Genomic DNA, 13,441 nt, shown 5'->3' with positions numbered 1-13,441 from the left:
AGTTGAGCGATACAATGATAGAGAACCCAATTAAACGTCGACCAACGCGTAAAATCCGTGTTGGGTCGGTGTATGTCGGTGGCGATGCACCTATTAGCGTGCAAAGTATGACAAACACTGAAACTTGCGATGTTGATGCAACCGTTGCTCAGATTGAACGTTGCGCTGAAGCAGGTGCTGATATTATGCGTGTTTCGGTCCCATCTATGGAAGCTGCTGAAGCATTTGGCGCAATTCGTAAGCGCGTTTCAGTACCATTAGTTGCCGATATTCATTTTGACCATAGAATTGCCTTAGCAGTTGCAGATTATGGTGCAGACTGTTTGCGTATTAATCCGGGGAATATCGGGTCCGACCAGAAAGTTCGTGAAGTCGTTGCTGCTGCACGTCATCATGGCATTTCAATGCGTATTGGCGTCAATGGTGGTTCTCTAGAAAAAGATTTACAAAAAAAATATGGCGAGCCTACAGGTGAAGCACTGCTTGAGTCTGCATTACGCCATATTGATATTTTAGATCGACTCAATTTCCATGAGTTTAAAGTCAGTGTAAAAGCATCTAATGTATTTTTAACAATGGATGCTTATCGTTTACTTTCAAAACAAATCGATAATCCATTACATCTTGGTGTAACTGAAGCTGGTATTTACCGTACTGGTACTGTGAAATCAGCGATTGCCCTTGGCGGATTATTGATGGAAGGTATTGGCGATACGATGCGTATTTCGCTTGCTGCCGAACCAGAAGATGAAATCAAGATTGGTTTTGATATCTTAAAATCATTGGGACTTCGCTCTAACGGGATTAACTTTATTGCTTGCCCGAGTTGTTCTCGCCAAGAATTTAACGTTATTCAAGTGATGCAAGCTTTGGAAGAGCGTTTAGAAGATATTCGTACTCCAATGGATGTGTCAGTGATTGGTTGTAAGGTAAATGGCCCGGGTGAAGCAAAAGAAGCCGATATCGGGGTTGTCGGGGCGGCGCCTCGCTCACTGGTTTATCGTAATGGTGAAAAAAGCCATTTAATCGATACCGATCAATTGGTTGATGAAATCGAAACAATGGTTCGTCAACGTGTCCAAGAGCTTGAAGAAGCTAAATCTAAAGAAATTATTCGTAGTTCATCATGAGTTCAATAGTCGCAATCAAAGGTTTTAATGACGTCTTGCCAACGCAAACAGTAGCGTGGAGACGTCTCGAGCAATATTTAGCATCTTTAATGGATGCTTATGGTTATCAACAAATTCGTTTGCCGATTATTGAACAAACGGGATTGTTTAAACGTACTATTGGTGATGCAACCGATATTGTTGAAAAAGAAATGTATACCTTTTTTGACAAAGGTAATCCACCTGAGTCGTTAACCTTACGTCCAGAGGGTACGGCAGGTTGTGTTCGCGCGATGCTCGAACATAATTTGTTGCGCGGTGCTACGCCACGCGTGTGGTATATGGGACCTATGTTCCGCTATGAAAAGCCACAAAAAGGCCGTTACCGTCAGTTTCACCAGTTTGGCGTGGAAACTTTTGGCGTAGCAACACCTGATATTGATGCTGAATTGATTTTGTTGACTGCACGTTTATGGAAACGTATGGGTGTTGCTGATAAGGTTCAACTTGAGTTGAATACTTTAGGTGAGGCTGATGAGCGTGCTGAATACCGCAATGCATTGGTTGCTTTTTTAAACGAGCATAAAGATGCGTTAGATGAAGATTCTCAGCGTCGCTTAACAACAAATCCATTACGTATTTTAGATTCTAAAATTGAATCTACCCAGAAAATTCTGGAAAATGCACCGAAATTGCATGATTTCTTAAAAGAAGATAGTTTGGATCATTTTAAGCAGTTACAAGATTATTTGACTGCTGCTGGCATCCAGTTTGTAATTAATCAGAAGTTAGTACGTGGTCTGGATTATTACAACAAGACTGTTTTTGAATGGACGACTACGGCACTTGGTTCACAAGGTACAGTATGTGCTGGTGGACGCTACGACGGTTTAGTTGGTCAGTTAAAGGGTAAGCCGGATCAATCTGTACCAGCAGTTGGTTTTGCGATGGGTATGGAGCGTTTATTGCTTCTACTTGAGCAAGTTGAACAGGCCGAAGTTATTCGTGATTGTGAAGTCTTCTTGGTTGCAGAGCCTGCTTATCAAACCAAAGCTTTGATTTTAGCTGAACAATTACGTGACCAGTTAGAAGCTGCAAATAGCAGTATTCGAATCAAAACTGGTTCGCAAGGCAGCATGAAAAGCCAGATGAAAAAAGCTGATCAGGCTGGAGCAATCTTTGCTTTGATTTTAGGGGAACGAGAGTGGGATGCACAGCAGCTTGCAGTAAAAGAACTAGCAACAGCTGAACAGTCACAAGTCGCAATTGCTGGCCTCGTACCATTTTTAATCCAAAAATTTACAAAATAAACTGAAACATCTGGAAAAGGACAATCACATGAGCGTAAGTGATGAAGAACAATTCGACAGCTTAAAGTCGTTCGCCAAAAAATATGGTTCTGCCATGATTAGCGGAATTCTCATTGCGTTGATTGCCTTTTTTGGGTGGACATACTGGCAAAAAAAGAATCTGGCAACTAGCCAAGTAGAAACTGCAAAAGTACAGCAGTTAATGGATGAGGCAAATGCAAGTGCCGATAATCCTAATGCCTTAAGTTCGGTAACTGCGTCGGCAGATAAAATTGTAAAAGATGATATCGACTCTGTTCAGGCAATACAGACTCAGTTTGTATTAGCAAAATTAGCCTATGAAAAACAGGACTATGCTGCTGCCGAAAAAGCATTAAAGAAAGTTGAAAATTCAAAAGTAAAAGATGAAGGTTTGATTCAGGTTGTAAAATTGCGTTTAGCAGATGCACAATTGGCGCAAAACAAATATGATGAAGCACTAAAAACCTTGTCTGGTAACGTCGATCCAGCATTTAAAGCAACGGTAGAAGAGTTACGTGGTGATATCTTTGTTGCTAAGAAAGATGTTGATTCTGCTAAAAAAGCGTATCAGGCAGCTTGGAATTCGTTACTAGAACGTAAACAAGAGCGACAAATTTTACAAATTAAACTCGAAAGTGTTGGCGTTTTAGTTGAAGATCCACAGATTGAGCGCCCAATTTTGGAAACACAGGTGGAAGAGTCTTAATGAATCAGAAATTCAAACTGCCTTTGGCAATTGCAATCGCATCGGCTGTACTGGTGGGATGTTCGAGTAATAAAGTAAAAGAAGTCAAACCTAATCCGCTACCGAAATTGACCGAGTCGAAAAAGACCTTAACGCCAGTGTTTTCGCGTAGTGTTTCTTCTACTGATAAGGCTGATCCATTACGTTTGCAACTTGATGCAAGCGACGGTGTGGTTTTCACGCTTGATCCAAAAGGCGAAGTAGCTGCATATCGTGGTAAACAACGCATTTGGGAGAAGAAAGTCAGCAAATTAGGCTTGAGCTCTGGTGTTGAAGCTGCTGAAGGAATTGTTGTTGTTGGTAATAGTAAAGGGCAACTCTTTGCACTAGATCAAGCAACAGGCGAACAGAAGTGGACTGCACAGTTATCTGGCGCATTGTTAAGCCCGTCATTGGTTCAATCTGGACGCGTTATTACCATTGCTAATGATGGTACAGTATTTGCGCATGATGCTACTTCGGGCCAACAAGTTTGGGCTTATAAATTACCAAATGTACAATTTAGTTTACGTGGTCAGGCATCACCGGTGAGCCTTGATCCTCGTACTGTATTAATTGCATCTGCGAATGCGTATGTTTATGCAATTGATACGATTAGTGGTATTCCACGTTTCCAACGTCGTGTTGCAGTAAGCGAAGGTCGTTCTGATATTCAACGTTTAATTGATATCGATGGTGATCCTACTGTAGCTGGACAGTTTATGGTAACGACCAGTTTCCAAGGTCAAGTGACTGTTACCGATCTTGCTTCTCAACGTGTAGTTTGGAGTGAAGATTCGAGCAGTACTAAACGTCCAGAAGTTTATGACAACAAAGTATTTGTCTCTTCAGCAGATGGTAAGTTAACAGCTTACGATTTAGCGTCTGGCGAAAAAATCTGGGAAAATGATAGTTTGTTAAACCGTCATTTAAGTAATCCGGTTGTGCTAGGACAAGATCTTGTTGTAGGTGATTTAGATGGCGTATTGCATCTTGTTGAACCAGCAACAGGTAAATTAATTGGTCGTTCAAAAACAAGTGGTGAAGTTAATACATTACGTGTTATCGAGAACCAACTTTATGTTTCGACCAGAAAAGGTGATTTAAGTATTTGGCAGAATCGTTAATTTCGTTCGCTTGTGCTAAAATAAGCGCTTAACAAATTACGCTGTTAAAAATATCGGGGTGTTTGAATTAAATCAGTTCAAAGCCCCGTCTTTTATTATGGTCATCTCTGACCTTAAAATATATCTCCTGTACTGTTTTTAATGCTCATGCCATGAGATATGGCTGGTCTTGAATTAAGGTTATTGTATGAAACCCGTTATTGCGCTCATTGGTCGTCCGAATGTCGGAAAATCAACGTTATTTAACCAGATTACCAAGAGTCGTGATGCACTTGTAGCCGACTTCGCGGGCCTGACTCGTGACCGTAAATATGGTGATGCGACTTATCAGAATAAGTCTTTCATTGTTGTTGATACTGGCGGTATTGGTGAAAATGAAGGCGGTATTGATAACTACATGGCCGAGCAGTCAAAAACAGCGATCAATGAAGCAGATATCATCATTTTTGTGGTTGATGCGCGTGCTGGCTTATTGGCTTCGGACGAGCAAATTGCCCGTGAACTGCGTACTTTGGGTAAAAAAGTTTACTTGGTTGCCAATAAAGTTGATGGTGTTCATGCAGAAGCTGCGTTGGTTGAGTTCTACAAACTTGGTATGGGTGAACCCTTACAAGTTGCTGCAAGCCATGGACGTGGTGTACAGCAAATGCTTGAGGATGTCTTAGTAGACGTACCTGAAGATGAAAATCCAGAAGAGCATGACAAAGCAACAGGTTTGCGTTTAGCGATTATTGGTCGTCCAAATGTGGGTAAATCGACTTTGGTCAATCGATTGCTTGGCGAAGATCGTGTAGTAGCATTTGACCAACCTGGTACAACTCGCGATTCGATTTATATCCCATTTGAACGTGATGGCCGTCAATATACCCTTATTGATACAGCGGGTGTGCGTCGTAAAGGTAAAGTTGATGAAATGATTGAGAAATTCTCAATCGTGAAAACACTACAAGCCATTAAAGATGCACATGTGATTGTGGTGGTGTTGGATGCTCGTGAAGGCGTAGTTGAACAAGATTTACATTTGATTGGTTATGCACTTGAAGCTGGTCGTGCCATGGTGATCGCCATTAACAAATGGGACAACATGACCGAATACGATCGTAAGCAGTGTAAGTTGGATGTTGATCGCCGTTTTGACTTTATTCCTTGGGCGAAAGTCCATTTAATCTCGGCATTGCATGGCACTGGCGTAGGGGAAATGTACCCAACCATCCATCGTGCTTATGATTCATCGCACTTAAAAGTTTCTCCTGCGAAATTAACCCAAATTTTAAATGATGCGACTGAAGCGCATCAACCACCAATGATTGGTGGTAAGCGTATTAAAATGCGTTATGCACATATGGGTGGACAAAATCCACCAACGATCGTAATTCACGGTAATAAGGTCGACAAAACCCCAGCGGATTATCGTCGTTACCTTGAGAATGTGTTCCGCAAAGTTTACAAACTGGAAGGAACGCCAGTGCGTGTCGATTTTAAAACGTCGGAAAACCCATTTGAAGGACGTAAGTCACAAGTGGATGAGCGCGTTGCGGCACGTAAACGTCGTTATGTACAGAAATTCAAAAAAGCTGAGAAAAAGTTTAAACGTTAAGCTTTTTAAAGTTCAAAAACCCAAAGTCTTCTTTGGGTTTTTTATTGCAAATAAATGAGCATGTGCCAAGAGTTATGAAAAAGTGTGAATGATAAACGTAATTTTTTGTAAATTTCATAACGAATGCTATAATCAGCATCTTTATAAAATAATTTATATTTCGACAGAATAATGCTGCTTAGGGTTCACTTTTAGCATGGTAACATTACATCTTGCTCAGCTTACATTTACACATGCTCAGCCCTCATATACAGCCCTTGACTGTATTCCAGCTATGCAGCGTAGACGGTTATCGCCATTAGCTAAACTTGCTTTAAATAGTGCGCTTGGTGCATTAGATGGCAGTAAAGCTGATTATATAGTTTGGGTGTCACGATATGGTGACGAGTCTAAAACGTTGAATATCTTACAAGACGTTTTAAGTGAGCAAACTCCATCACCTACACAATTTTCAACGTCTGTTCATAATGCAATTTCTGGGCTTTATTCTATTTTATGCCAGGATGACACGCCATCTACCAGCTTAAGCTGTTCATGGACTGAAAGTTTGATTGAGGCCTATGCTCTTTTAAAGTCAATGAAAGATATCCAGCAGGTATTAGTCGTTGCCTATGATGAACCCTTACCCCAAATTTATGCTGAGGCAGTCGATTTCCCTGCCTATGCGATGGCTGCTGTCGTTACTCTAGAGCAACCTAATTTACAAATTACTTCGTGGACGCATACAGATGAAGCAGAGGGCCCTACTTTTGCTCATTTTTGGCAGGATGCTGACCAGTTAATATCTGCATTTGGGTGGAACAAATGCTAAATCTTAAAAATCTCAAACAAAAGGGTAATTATTGTTGGCGTGTAGCTGCAACTGGTTTTAGTTTTGCCAGTTTCGGGCTGGGTGGTATGGCAATTGCCACCGTCATTGCACCCGTGCTGAATGCCACAACCTCTGATTCTGAAAAGCGCCAGCAGCGTGCGCAGAATGTGATTAAGTATAGCTTTAAAGGCTTTACCGAAATGATGGTCAAACTGGGCATCATGACTTATTCGGTTGAAGGTTTGGAAAAGCTACAGAATAGTCGCCAAGAACTAGTCATTGCTAATCATCCGAGTTTGATTGATGTTGTAGTACTAATTGGTATGATGCAGCAGGCTAATTGTGTGGTGAAGCAGTCTCTTTGGTCGAACCCCTTTACCAAAGGACCTGTACAAAGTGCGGGTTATATTTTGAACGCAGGATCTCAGCAATTTGTTGAAGACTGTGTGACGCGTCTGAAAGAAAATAATGCGGCTTCTCTTTTAATTTTTCCGGAAGGAACGCGTACTGAAAAAGGGATGACCTTAAACGAATTTCAGCGCGGTGCAGCCAACATTGCCATTCGTGCAAATGTACCAATTCGCCCAGTAATTATTACCTGTACACCATCGACATTAACCAAGAATGAAAAATGGTACCACGTACCATCTCGACCATTTCATATCGAAGTCAAAGTACTCGATGCTGTACAAGTTTCAGATTTGTTAGATGATTTAACAGTAGGACCTAAACAAGTTCGTCAGTTAAGTCGTAGTTTTTATAAAATTTTTGATGAAGAGTTATCTTGAAATGAGCAATCTTGCTGATGAACTAAAGCAAATGATTATTGATGTTTTGGCACTAGAAGATATCACTATTGCAGATATTGATACAGAAGCTCCATTATTTGGAGAAGGTTTAGGATTAGACTCGATTGATGCACTGGAGTTGGGACTGGCTTTGAAAAAGCGTTACAACATTCATTTAAATGCGGAGTCGGATGAAACCAAACAGCATTTTAAATCAATCCAAAGTTTAGTTGCTTTAGTTGAAGCACAGCAGAAGTCATAAGGAGTGTGATGATGTTATCTCAAGAGCAAGTATTAACTAAACTCCGCGAATGGATGGAAGATTTGTTTGAAATTGAACCGGAGTCTGTTCAACTCGATTCAAACTTATATTCAGATCTTGATGTAGACAGTATTGATGCAGTTGATTTAGTTGTAAAAATTAAAGAATTAACGGGTAAGCAAGTAAAACCTGAAGATTTTAAAAATGTGCGAACCGTACTGGATGTTGTGACGGTTATTCGGAATATGACTGCTGAATGAAGCTCGTGATTAAAGGGATGATTACAGCACTTTTTGTGTTGTATCCCTTTATTGTGGGGTGGAGTTTGACGCACGGTCAATTTGTTTGGGTGAGTGTGTTACTCATCGGATTAGGTGTGGTCAGACTTTTTAGTAAAGGCAACTCATTATTATGGCCTTTAACTGGTTTTGCCATTGTTTGTGGCAGTCTTAGCTTGCTGTCACATAATCATGCTTGGTTAAAGTTATATCCGGTTGGCATGAGTTTGGGTGCATTGGTTATTTTTGCACTGACACTCATCAAACCGCCGTCTATGATTGAACGCTTTGCTCGACTCGTTGAACCTGATTTACCTCCTTCTGGTGTGCAGTGGACCAGACAGGTGACTAAGGTATGGTGCATTTTCTTTTTCTGTAATGCATTGATTGCTTTAAGTACCGTACTTTTTACATCGACTCAGGTTTGGGTCATTTATAATGGCTTTATTTCGTATGTACTAATGGGCATTTTGTTCGTTGGTGAATTTATTTTGCGTAAGCGACATCAGCGTTTACATTCTTCAAATCATTAATTAAAAACTATGCACTGTCATTTTCAAAAATTCATCGATTCAGCTCATCCACTTTGTATAGATGGTGCTCTACATTCGACCAGTTTTACTCAATTTTGGCAGGATGTTGCTTTGCAAGCTGCTGCAATTGCTCAAATGGAAAATTTAACTTGGGCATTATGGGAAGCAGACAGCTATGAATTTCTGGTTTTATTATTTGCCGCTTTGTTAGCAGAAAAACAGGTACTTTTACCACCAAATCGAGTACGCGAATTAGAACAAGATTTCGCAGCGCAGCAGATTTATTTTTTAAAGCGTCAAGATGTTGAAAAAGTTGTTCCTTTATCTTTAACCTTAGATGATGCTTTTCTAGAGCAGGCGCAACTCTATTTTTATACATCAGGTTCAACGGGAGAGCCTAAAAAAATCCCAAGAACACTCAGACAATTACTCAACGAAGTTCAAGGATTAAGCCAGAGCTTTACTTTCGATGAGCATGCAATTGCGATCGCAACGGTCAGTCATCAACATATTTATGGGCTACTGTTTAAATTATTGCTACCACTAGCAGCGGGTCGAAGTTTTTATTCCCCTCAAATGGCATTTCCTGAAGATGTAGTACAGGCTCAAAAACAATTAGAAAAATTGGGATTAAGCAATTATTTGATTTCAAGTCCGGCATTATTAAAACGCTGGACCACAGATGTCATTTTACAAGAATGCCAGATGGTCTTTAGTTCGGGTGGCAAACTGGAAAGTGGTGTTCGTCCTTTATTAAATCGTCCGATTATTGAAGTTTTGGGAAGTTCTGAAACAGGTGGTATTGCCCATCGTGCTCAAGATGAGGATGCTTGGAGTGCTTTTAGCAATGTAGCTATTCGTATTGAAGAGCAACAGCTTATGGTCAAGAGTAATCATGCCTTTGAGGATGATTGGATTACCACAGGTGATGGTGCAGCATGGACAGATGCAACGTGTCAGACCTTTAAGTTGATGGGGCGTACAGATCGAATTATTAAACTTGAAGAAAAGCGCCTGAGCCTAGATGCGATCGAGCAAAGCATTCAAGCTTTAGATGCAGTACAGCAATGTCATGTACTGGTACTTGAACATGAGCATCGTCAAATATTGGGATGTATTGTTGTTTTAAAAGAAGATGCACGGGAACAGTTACAGCAACTAGGTAAGTCGGCTTTTGTTGGTCATTTAAAACAACAGTTGAAAGACAACTTGGAAACTATAGCGATTCCACGTCAATGGCGCTTCTTAAGTCAACTACCGCAAAACTCGCAGTCTAAACTCAATAAAAGCTATTTGCAGACTCTATTTAAGCCTATGTTACAACCTGTGGTTTTGTCGCAGTCTCAAAGTTCAGATGACTATATTTTGAGCCTTGAGTTTCCACCAGAGTTAGCGTGTTTTAAAGGGCATTTCCCAACACAACCTATTTATCCTGGGGTCGGACAAATAGGTTTTTTACAACATTTTGCTAAATCAATTTGGTCGGACTTAAATTGGTGTCAGGGTTATGAACAGCTAAAATTTCAAAATCTGATCCGTCCTTATGCAATTGTACAACTTAAGCTTTCTCGAAAAGAGCATAAAGTGAGTTTTGAGCTACGCGATTCAGAACAGATTTTGGCTTCTGGGCGTTTATTATTCGCTTTGCAAACGGAAGTAGAGGGTTAAAAATGCAGACCAACTATGGCTTTGTTATCCCAGTTTATAACCATCCCCATTATTTAGATAACTTGATTGCCTATCTAGACCGTTTTCATTTGCCGATTGTATTGGTAAATGATGGAAGTAATGATGCTTGTAGCCAGATTTTACGGGCATTGGCCGATCAATATTCCCAAATTCATTTAATTGAACATGAAGGAAATAAGGGCAAAGGGCAAGCTGTGATTACAGGATTGCGTGCTGCACATGAGTTGGGTTTAAGCCATGCCTTACAACTTGATTCAGATGGGCAACACCACTGGGATGACATTCCTAAATTTATTGAGCAGTCCCAGCAACACCCCAAAGCTATGGTGATTGGTCAGCCGTACTTTGATGAATCTATTCCTAAAAAACGGTTGTATGGTCGTTACATTACTCATTTTTGGGTGTGGCTTAATAGTTTGTCTTTTGAAATTAAAGACAGTATGTGTGGGTTTCGCGTGTATCCACTCGAGAGCACCATTAAAGTTTTGAACAGCGCTAAGTTTCAGCCACGTATGGGCTTTGATAGCGAAATTTTGGTGCGTTTAAAATGGGAAAATACCCAATTTATTAATGTGCCGACACCTGTTGTTTATCCAGAACAAGGTATCTCCCATTTTCATGCTTGGCGAGATAATTTAGGCCTGAGTAAAGCGCATGCAACTTTGTTCATGGGCATGCTGATTCGCCTACCGAAGCTGTTAAAGCAAAAGCTGCAAGGTTAATTATGACAGATTCAGCTTCACCAAAATGGAATGACATTAAAGAGCGAGGAGGCATGGTGCCCCTCATGCTTATGTTGTGGTTTTACCGTTTTGGTGGACGTTGGTTATGCAAGTTAGTGATGTACTTCGTCATTATGTGGTACTGGTTATTTGCTGCCACAGCAAGACAAGCTTCCTTAATTTATTTACAAAAACTGCATCATTTTGCTGGAACACAGTCTCCCTTTACCCACGAACCAACTTGGGTAAATAGCTATGCGCATTTTATGCAATTTGGTGAATGTATTTTAGATAAGATCGAGGGCTGGCTAGGTCATATCTCAGAGCAAAATCTAGAAGTTTTTGGGCATGAAAACTTTTCTCGGCACTACCAAAAAGGGGCGCTGATTGTGGTTTCCCATTTTGGCAATATTGAATTGCTTCGGGCAATTAAGTCAGAGCATCCCCAGAAAATTAACGTGCTGGTATATCAAAAGCACGCGACCAAGTTTAATGAGTTTTTGAAAAAGCTAAATGATAAGGCCGATGTTTGCTTATTGCCCGTCGATGAGTTGGGTATTGAAACTGCTATGATTTTACAAGACAAAATGCAACAGGGTGAGTGGGTGATTGTTGCTGCGGATCGTGTACCTGTGCAGTCAGATCGTGTACAGCATGTTGACTTTTTAGGGGAATCAGCAGCCTTTCCACAAGGTGCATGGATCTTGGCAAATTTACTGAAAGTACCTGTTATTGCAGTGTTTTGCTACCGTGTGCAACAACAGTTCCAAGTTCATATTCATTCAATTGCCGAGCAGGTAAATTTACCCCGCGCTAACCGTATTGAAAGTATGCAAACCTTGACCAAAACTTATGTTGCTGTATTAGAACAGCATTGTCTGCGTGCCCCTTATCAATGGTTTAATTTTTATAATTTTTGGACGAAATAACATGCGTGTGTTAACCGTAGGTGAACAGCCACTGAGTATTGAAGATGTCGTTTCGGTCGCAAGAGGCGAATGTCTGGTTGCTTTACCTGAGTCATCTTCATGGCGTGACCTAATTCAAAAAGGTGCTGATTTTCTCGATCAGCTACTTGAAGAAGAAGGTGTCATTTACGGTGTGACCACGGGTTATGGTGACTCGTGTTTGGTTGAAGTGCCATTACATCAGGTCAATGAGTTACCGCTACATCTTTCACGTTTTCATGGTTGTGGTTTAGGTGAAAACCTAGATGTAATCACTGCACGTGCAGTAGTGGTGACGCGTTTATGTTCGTTGGCTCGTGGTTATTCAGGTGTATCTTTGGCATTGCTTGAACGATTGGTTTGGCTACTCAATGAAAATGTGATTCCAGTCATCCCATCTGAAGGTTCGGTGGGGGCAAGCGGTGATTTAACGCCGTTGTCTTACATTGCTGGAACGTTAATCGGGGAGCGTGATGTCTATATTGATGGACAAATTACCCCTGTTGCTCAGGTGTATGCTGAAAAAGGCTTGCAACCATTAACGCTCAGACCTAAAGAAGGTTTGGCGCTTATGAACGGCACTGCCGTGATGACGGCAATTGCTTGTTTAAACTATAAAAAAGCAGAGCAGATTGCACTCGCAAGTACTCTAATTACCGCTCTAAATGTATTGGCTTTAGAAGGTAATCCTAGTCATTTCGATGAAGTACTGTTTGCACAAAAACCTCATCCGGGACAGCAACAGATTGCCAAACAATTGCGTGACTGGCTTAACAGTGAAGTACAAACAGCACATCAAAGCCCACGTTTGCAAGATCGTTATTCGTTGCGCTGTGCACCGCATATTATTGGTGTGTTTGAAGACTCAAAAGTATGGTTACGTCAGTTTATTGAAAATGAACTGAATTCAAGTAATGACAATCCATTGATTGATCCTGTAGGCATGCGTGTGTTGCATGGCGGGCATTTTTACGGTGGGCACATTGCACAAGCAATGGATAGCTTAAAAATTATGATTGCCAATATTGCTGACTTGATGGATAGACAGATTGCACAATTGGTCGATCATAAAATGAATCATGGTTTGCCACGTAATTTAACAGGAGCAACGGCTGAACGTTTACCACTGAATCATGGTTTTAAAGCTGTGCAAATCGGGGTGTCGGCGTGGACTGCTGAAGCCTTAAAAAACACTTTGGCAGCGTCGATTTTTTCACGCTCAACCGAATGTCATAATCAAGACAAAGTCAGTATGGGAACCATTGCTGCACGTGATGCGAGCCGTGTGATCACCTTAACCCAACAAGTGGTTGCAGCCCTCTGTTGCGCTAGTGTGCAGGCGATTCATTTAAAAGATTTAACAGCACAGTTAAGCCCAACATTGCAGGCATTTATGCAATGGACCTTACAAAGCTTTGCATTTGTCGAAGAAGACCGACCATTACAAACCGAATTACAACAGATTGTTGATCGTTTAGACCAACTTGAATTGTTTAATCAACCAGAATTTATGGGATAAGGTG

14 protein-coding genes are annotated in these 13,441 nt (G+C 40.9%); all 14 read left to right on the top strand.

What is annotated here, in order from left to right; genetic code table 11:
• Positions 1 to 14 precede the first annotated feature (14 nt).
• The 14 genes from ispG to ACLBWE_RS09290 all read left to right on the top strand — a co-directional run bounded on the left by ispG (position 15) and on the right by ACLBWE_RS09290 (position 13,437).
• A complete protein-coding gene (ispG, locus tag ACLBWE_RS09355; protein ID WP_004641112.1) occupies positions 15 to 1,130 on the top strand; it encodes a flavodoxin-dependent (E)-4-hydroxy-3-methylbut-2-enyl-diphosphate synthase in 1,116 nt (371 codons plus the stop codon).
• The gene (gene hisS / locus ACLBWE_RS09350) at positions 1,127 to 2,419 is read left to right on the top strand and encodes a histidine--tRNA ligase (RefSeq protein ID WP_447602507.1); all 1,293 of its coding nucleotides are present in this window, start codon (positions 1,127 to 1,129) and stop codon (positions 2,417 to 2,419) included. Before ispG ends, hisS begins: the two co-directional genes overlap by 4 nt.
• 28 nt (positions 2,420 to 2,447) lie before the next feature.
• Complete coding sequence (locus ACLBWE_RS09345; protein WP_004641116.1) at positions 2,448 to 3,146, top strand: YfgM family protein; 699 nt, start codon at positions 2,448 to 2,450, stop codon at positions 3,144 to 3,146.
• Positions 3,146 to 4,291 (top strand): outer membrane protein assembly factor BamB, encoded by a 1,146-nt coding sequence (gene bamB / locus ACLBWE_RS09340; protein WP_419296434.1) that lies wholly within the window; start codon positions 3,146 to 3,148, stop codon positions 4,289 to 4,291. The genes ACLBWE_RS09345 and bamB overlap by 1 nt, the downstream gene beginning before the upstream one ends.
• Positions 4,292 to 4,478: 187 nt before the next feature.
• Positions 4,479 to 5,888, top strand: a complete 1,410-nt coding sequence (der, locus tag ACLBWE_RS09335; RefSeq protein WP_005036930.1) for a ribosome biogenesis GTPase Der — start codon at positions 4,479 to 4,481, stop codon at positions 5,886 to 5,888.
• A 196-nt stretch (positions 5,889 to 6,084) separates the two neighbouring features.
• On the top strand, positions 6,085 to 6,699 hold the full coding sequence (locus ACLBWE_RS09330) for a beta-ketoacyl synthase chain length factor (protein ID WP_447602504.1): 615 nt from the start codon (positions 6,085 to 6,087) through the stop codon (positions 6,697 to 6,699).
• Positions 6,684 to 7,487: a lysophospholipid acyltransferase family protein gene (locus tag ACLBWE_RS09325; RefSeq protein ID WP_209831544.1), complete on the top strand. Its 804-nt coding sequence runs from the start codon at positions 6,684 to 6,686 to the stop codon at positions 7,485 to 7,487. The genes ACLBWE_RS09330 and ACLBWE_RS09325 overlap by 16 nt, the downstream gene beginning before the upstream one ends.
• Before the next feature lies 1 nt (position 7,488).
• Entirely contained in the window at positions 7,489 to 7,749 is a 261-nt protein-coding gene (locus tag ACLBWE_RS09320) for a phosphopantetheine-binding protein (RefSeq protein ID WP_000067033.1), read from the top strand.
• 5 nt (positions 7,750 to 7,754) lie between these two features.
• Positions 7,755 to 8,009 carry an acyl carrier protein gene (locus ACLBWE_RS09315; protein ID WP_080592314.1) on the top strand — a complete coding sequence of 85 codons (255 nt, stop codon included), beginning with the start codon at positions 7,755 to 7,757 and terminating at the stop codon, positions 8,007 to 8,009.
• Entirely contained in the window at positions 8,006 to 8,560 is a 555-nt protein-coding gene (locus tag ACLBWE_RS09310; RefSeq protein ID WP_127493167.1) for a COG4648 family protein, read from the top strand. Before ACLBWE_RS09315 ends, ACLBWE_RS09310 begins: the two co-directional genes overlap by 4 nt.
• A gap of 9 nt (positions 8,561 to 8,569) precedes the next feature.
• Entirely contained in the window at positions 8,570 to 10,228 is a 1,659-nt protein-coding gene (locus tag ACLBWE_RS09305) for an AMP-binding protein (RefSeq protein WP_447602499.1), read from the top strand.
• Positions 10,229 to 10,230: 2 nt separating this feature from the next.
• Positions 10,231 to 10,971: a glycosyltransferase family 2 protein gene (locus ACLBWE_RS09300; protein ID WP_447602497.1), complete on the top strand. Its 741-nt coding sequence runs from the start codon at positions 10,231 to 10,233 to the stop codon at positions 10,969 to 10,971.
• Positions 10,972 to 10,973: 2 nt separating this feature from the next.
• On the top strand, positions 10,974 to 11,900 hold the full coding sequence (locus tag ACLBWE_RS09295; RefSeq protein WP_447602495.1) for an LpxL/LpxP family acyltransferase: 927 nt from the start codon (positions 10,974 to 10,976) through the stop codon (positions 11,898 to 11,900).
• A 1-nt stretch (position 11,901) separates the two neighbouring features.
• A complete protein-coding gene (locus tag ACLBWE_RS09290) occupies positions 11,902 to 13,437 on the top strand; it encodes an HAL/PAL/TAL family ammonia-lyase (RefSeq protein WP_447602493.1) in 1,536 nt (511 codons plus the stop codon).
• Positions 13,438 to 13,441 lie beyond the last annotated feature (4 nt).

The organism is Acinetobacter sp. M5A5_2a (genome assembly GCF_053345265.1).
The sequence above is the reverse complement of the archived record's forward strand: the minus strand, read 5'-3'. Positions and strand labels throughout refer to the sequence as shown.

Excerpts from the sequence above, each read along its gene's own strand:
- ACLBWE_RS09300 (WP_447602497.1), top strand. The coding sequence starts at position 10,231 with ATGCAGACCAACTATGGCTTTGTTATCCCAGTTTATAACCATCCCCAT.
- ispG (WP_004641112.1), top strand. The coding sequence starts at position 15 with ATGATAGAGAACCCAATTAAACGTCGACCAACGCGTAAAATCCGTGTT.
- ACLBWE_RS09290 (WP_447602493.1), top strand. The coding sequence starts at position 11,902 with ATGCGTGTGTTAACCGTAGGTGAACAGCCACTGAGTATTGAAGATGTC.
- ACLBWE_RS09320 (WP_000067033.1), top strand. The coding sequence starts at position 7,489 with ATGAGCAATCTTGCTGATGAACTAAAGCAAATGATTATTGATGTTTTG.
- ACLBWE_RS09345 (WP_004641116.1), top strand. The coding sequence starts at position 2,448 with ATGAGCGTAAGTGATGAAGAACAATTCGACAGCTTAAAGTCGTTCGCC.
- der (WP_005036930.1), top strand. The coding sequence starts at position 4,479 with ATGAAACCCGTTATTGCGCTCATTGGTCGTCCGAATGTCGGAAAATCA.
- ACLBWE_RS09295 (WP_447602495.1), top strand. The coding sequence starts at position 10,974 with ATGACAGATTCAGCTTCACCAAAATGGAATGACATTAAAGAGCGAGGA.
- bamB (WP_419296434.1), top strand. The coding sequence starts at position 3,146 with ATGAATCAGAAATTCAAACTGCCTTTGGCAATTGCAATCGCATCGGCT.
- ACLBWE_RS09310 (WP_127493167.1), top strand. The coding sequence starts at position 8,006 with ATGAAGCTCGTGATTAAAGGGATGATTACAGCACTTTTTGTGTTGTAT.
- ACLBWE_RS09305 (WP_447602499.1), top strand. The coding sequence starts at position 8,570 with ATGCACTGTCATTTTCAAAAATTCATCGATTCAGCTCATCCACTTTGT.
- ACLBWE_RS09330 (WP_447602504.1), top strand. The coding sequence starts at position 6,085 with ATGGTAACATTACATCTTGCTCAGCTTACATTTACACATGCTCAGCCC.
- hisS (WP_447602507.1), top strand. The coding sequence starts at position 1,127 with ATGAGTTCAATAGTCGCAATCAAAGGTTTTAATGACGTCTTGCCAACG.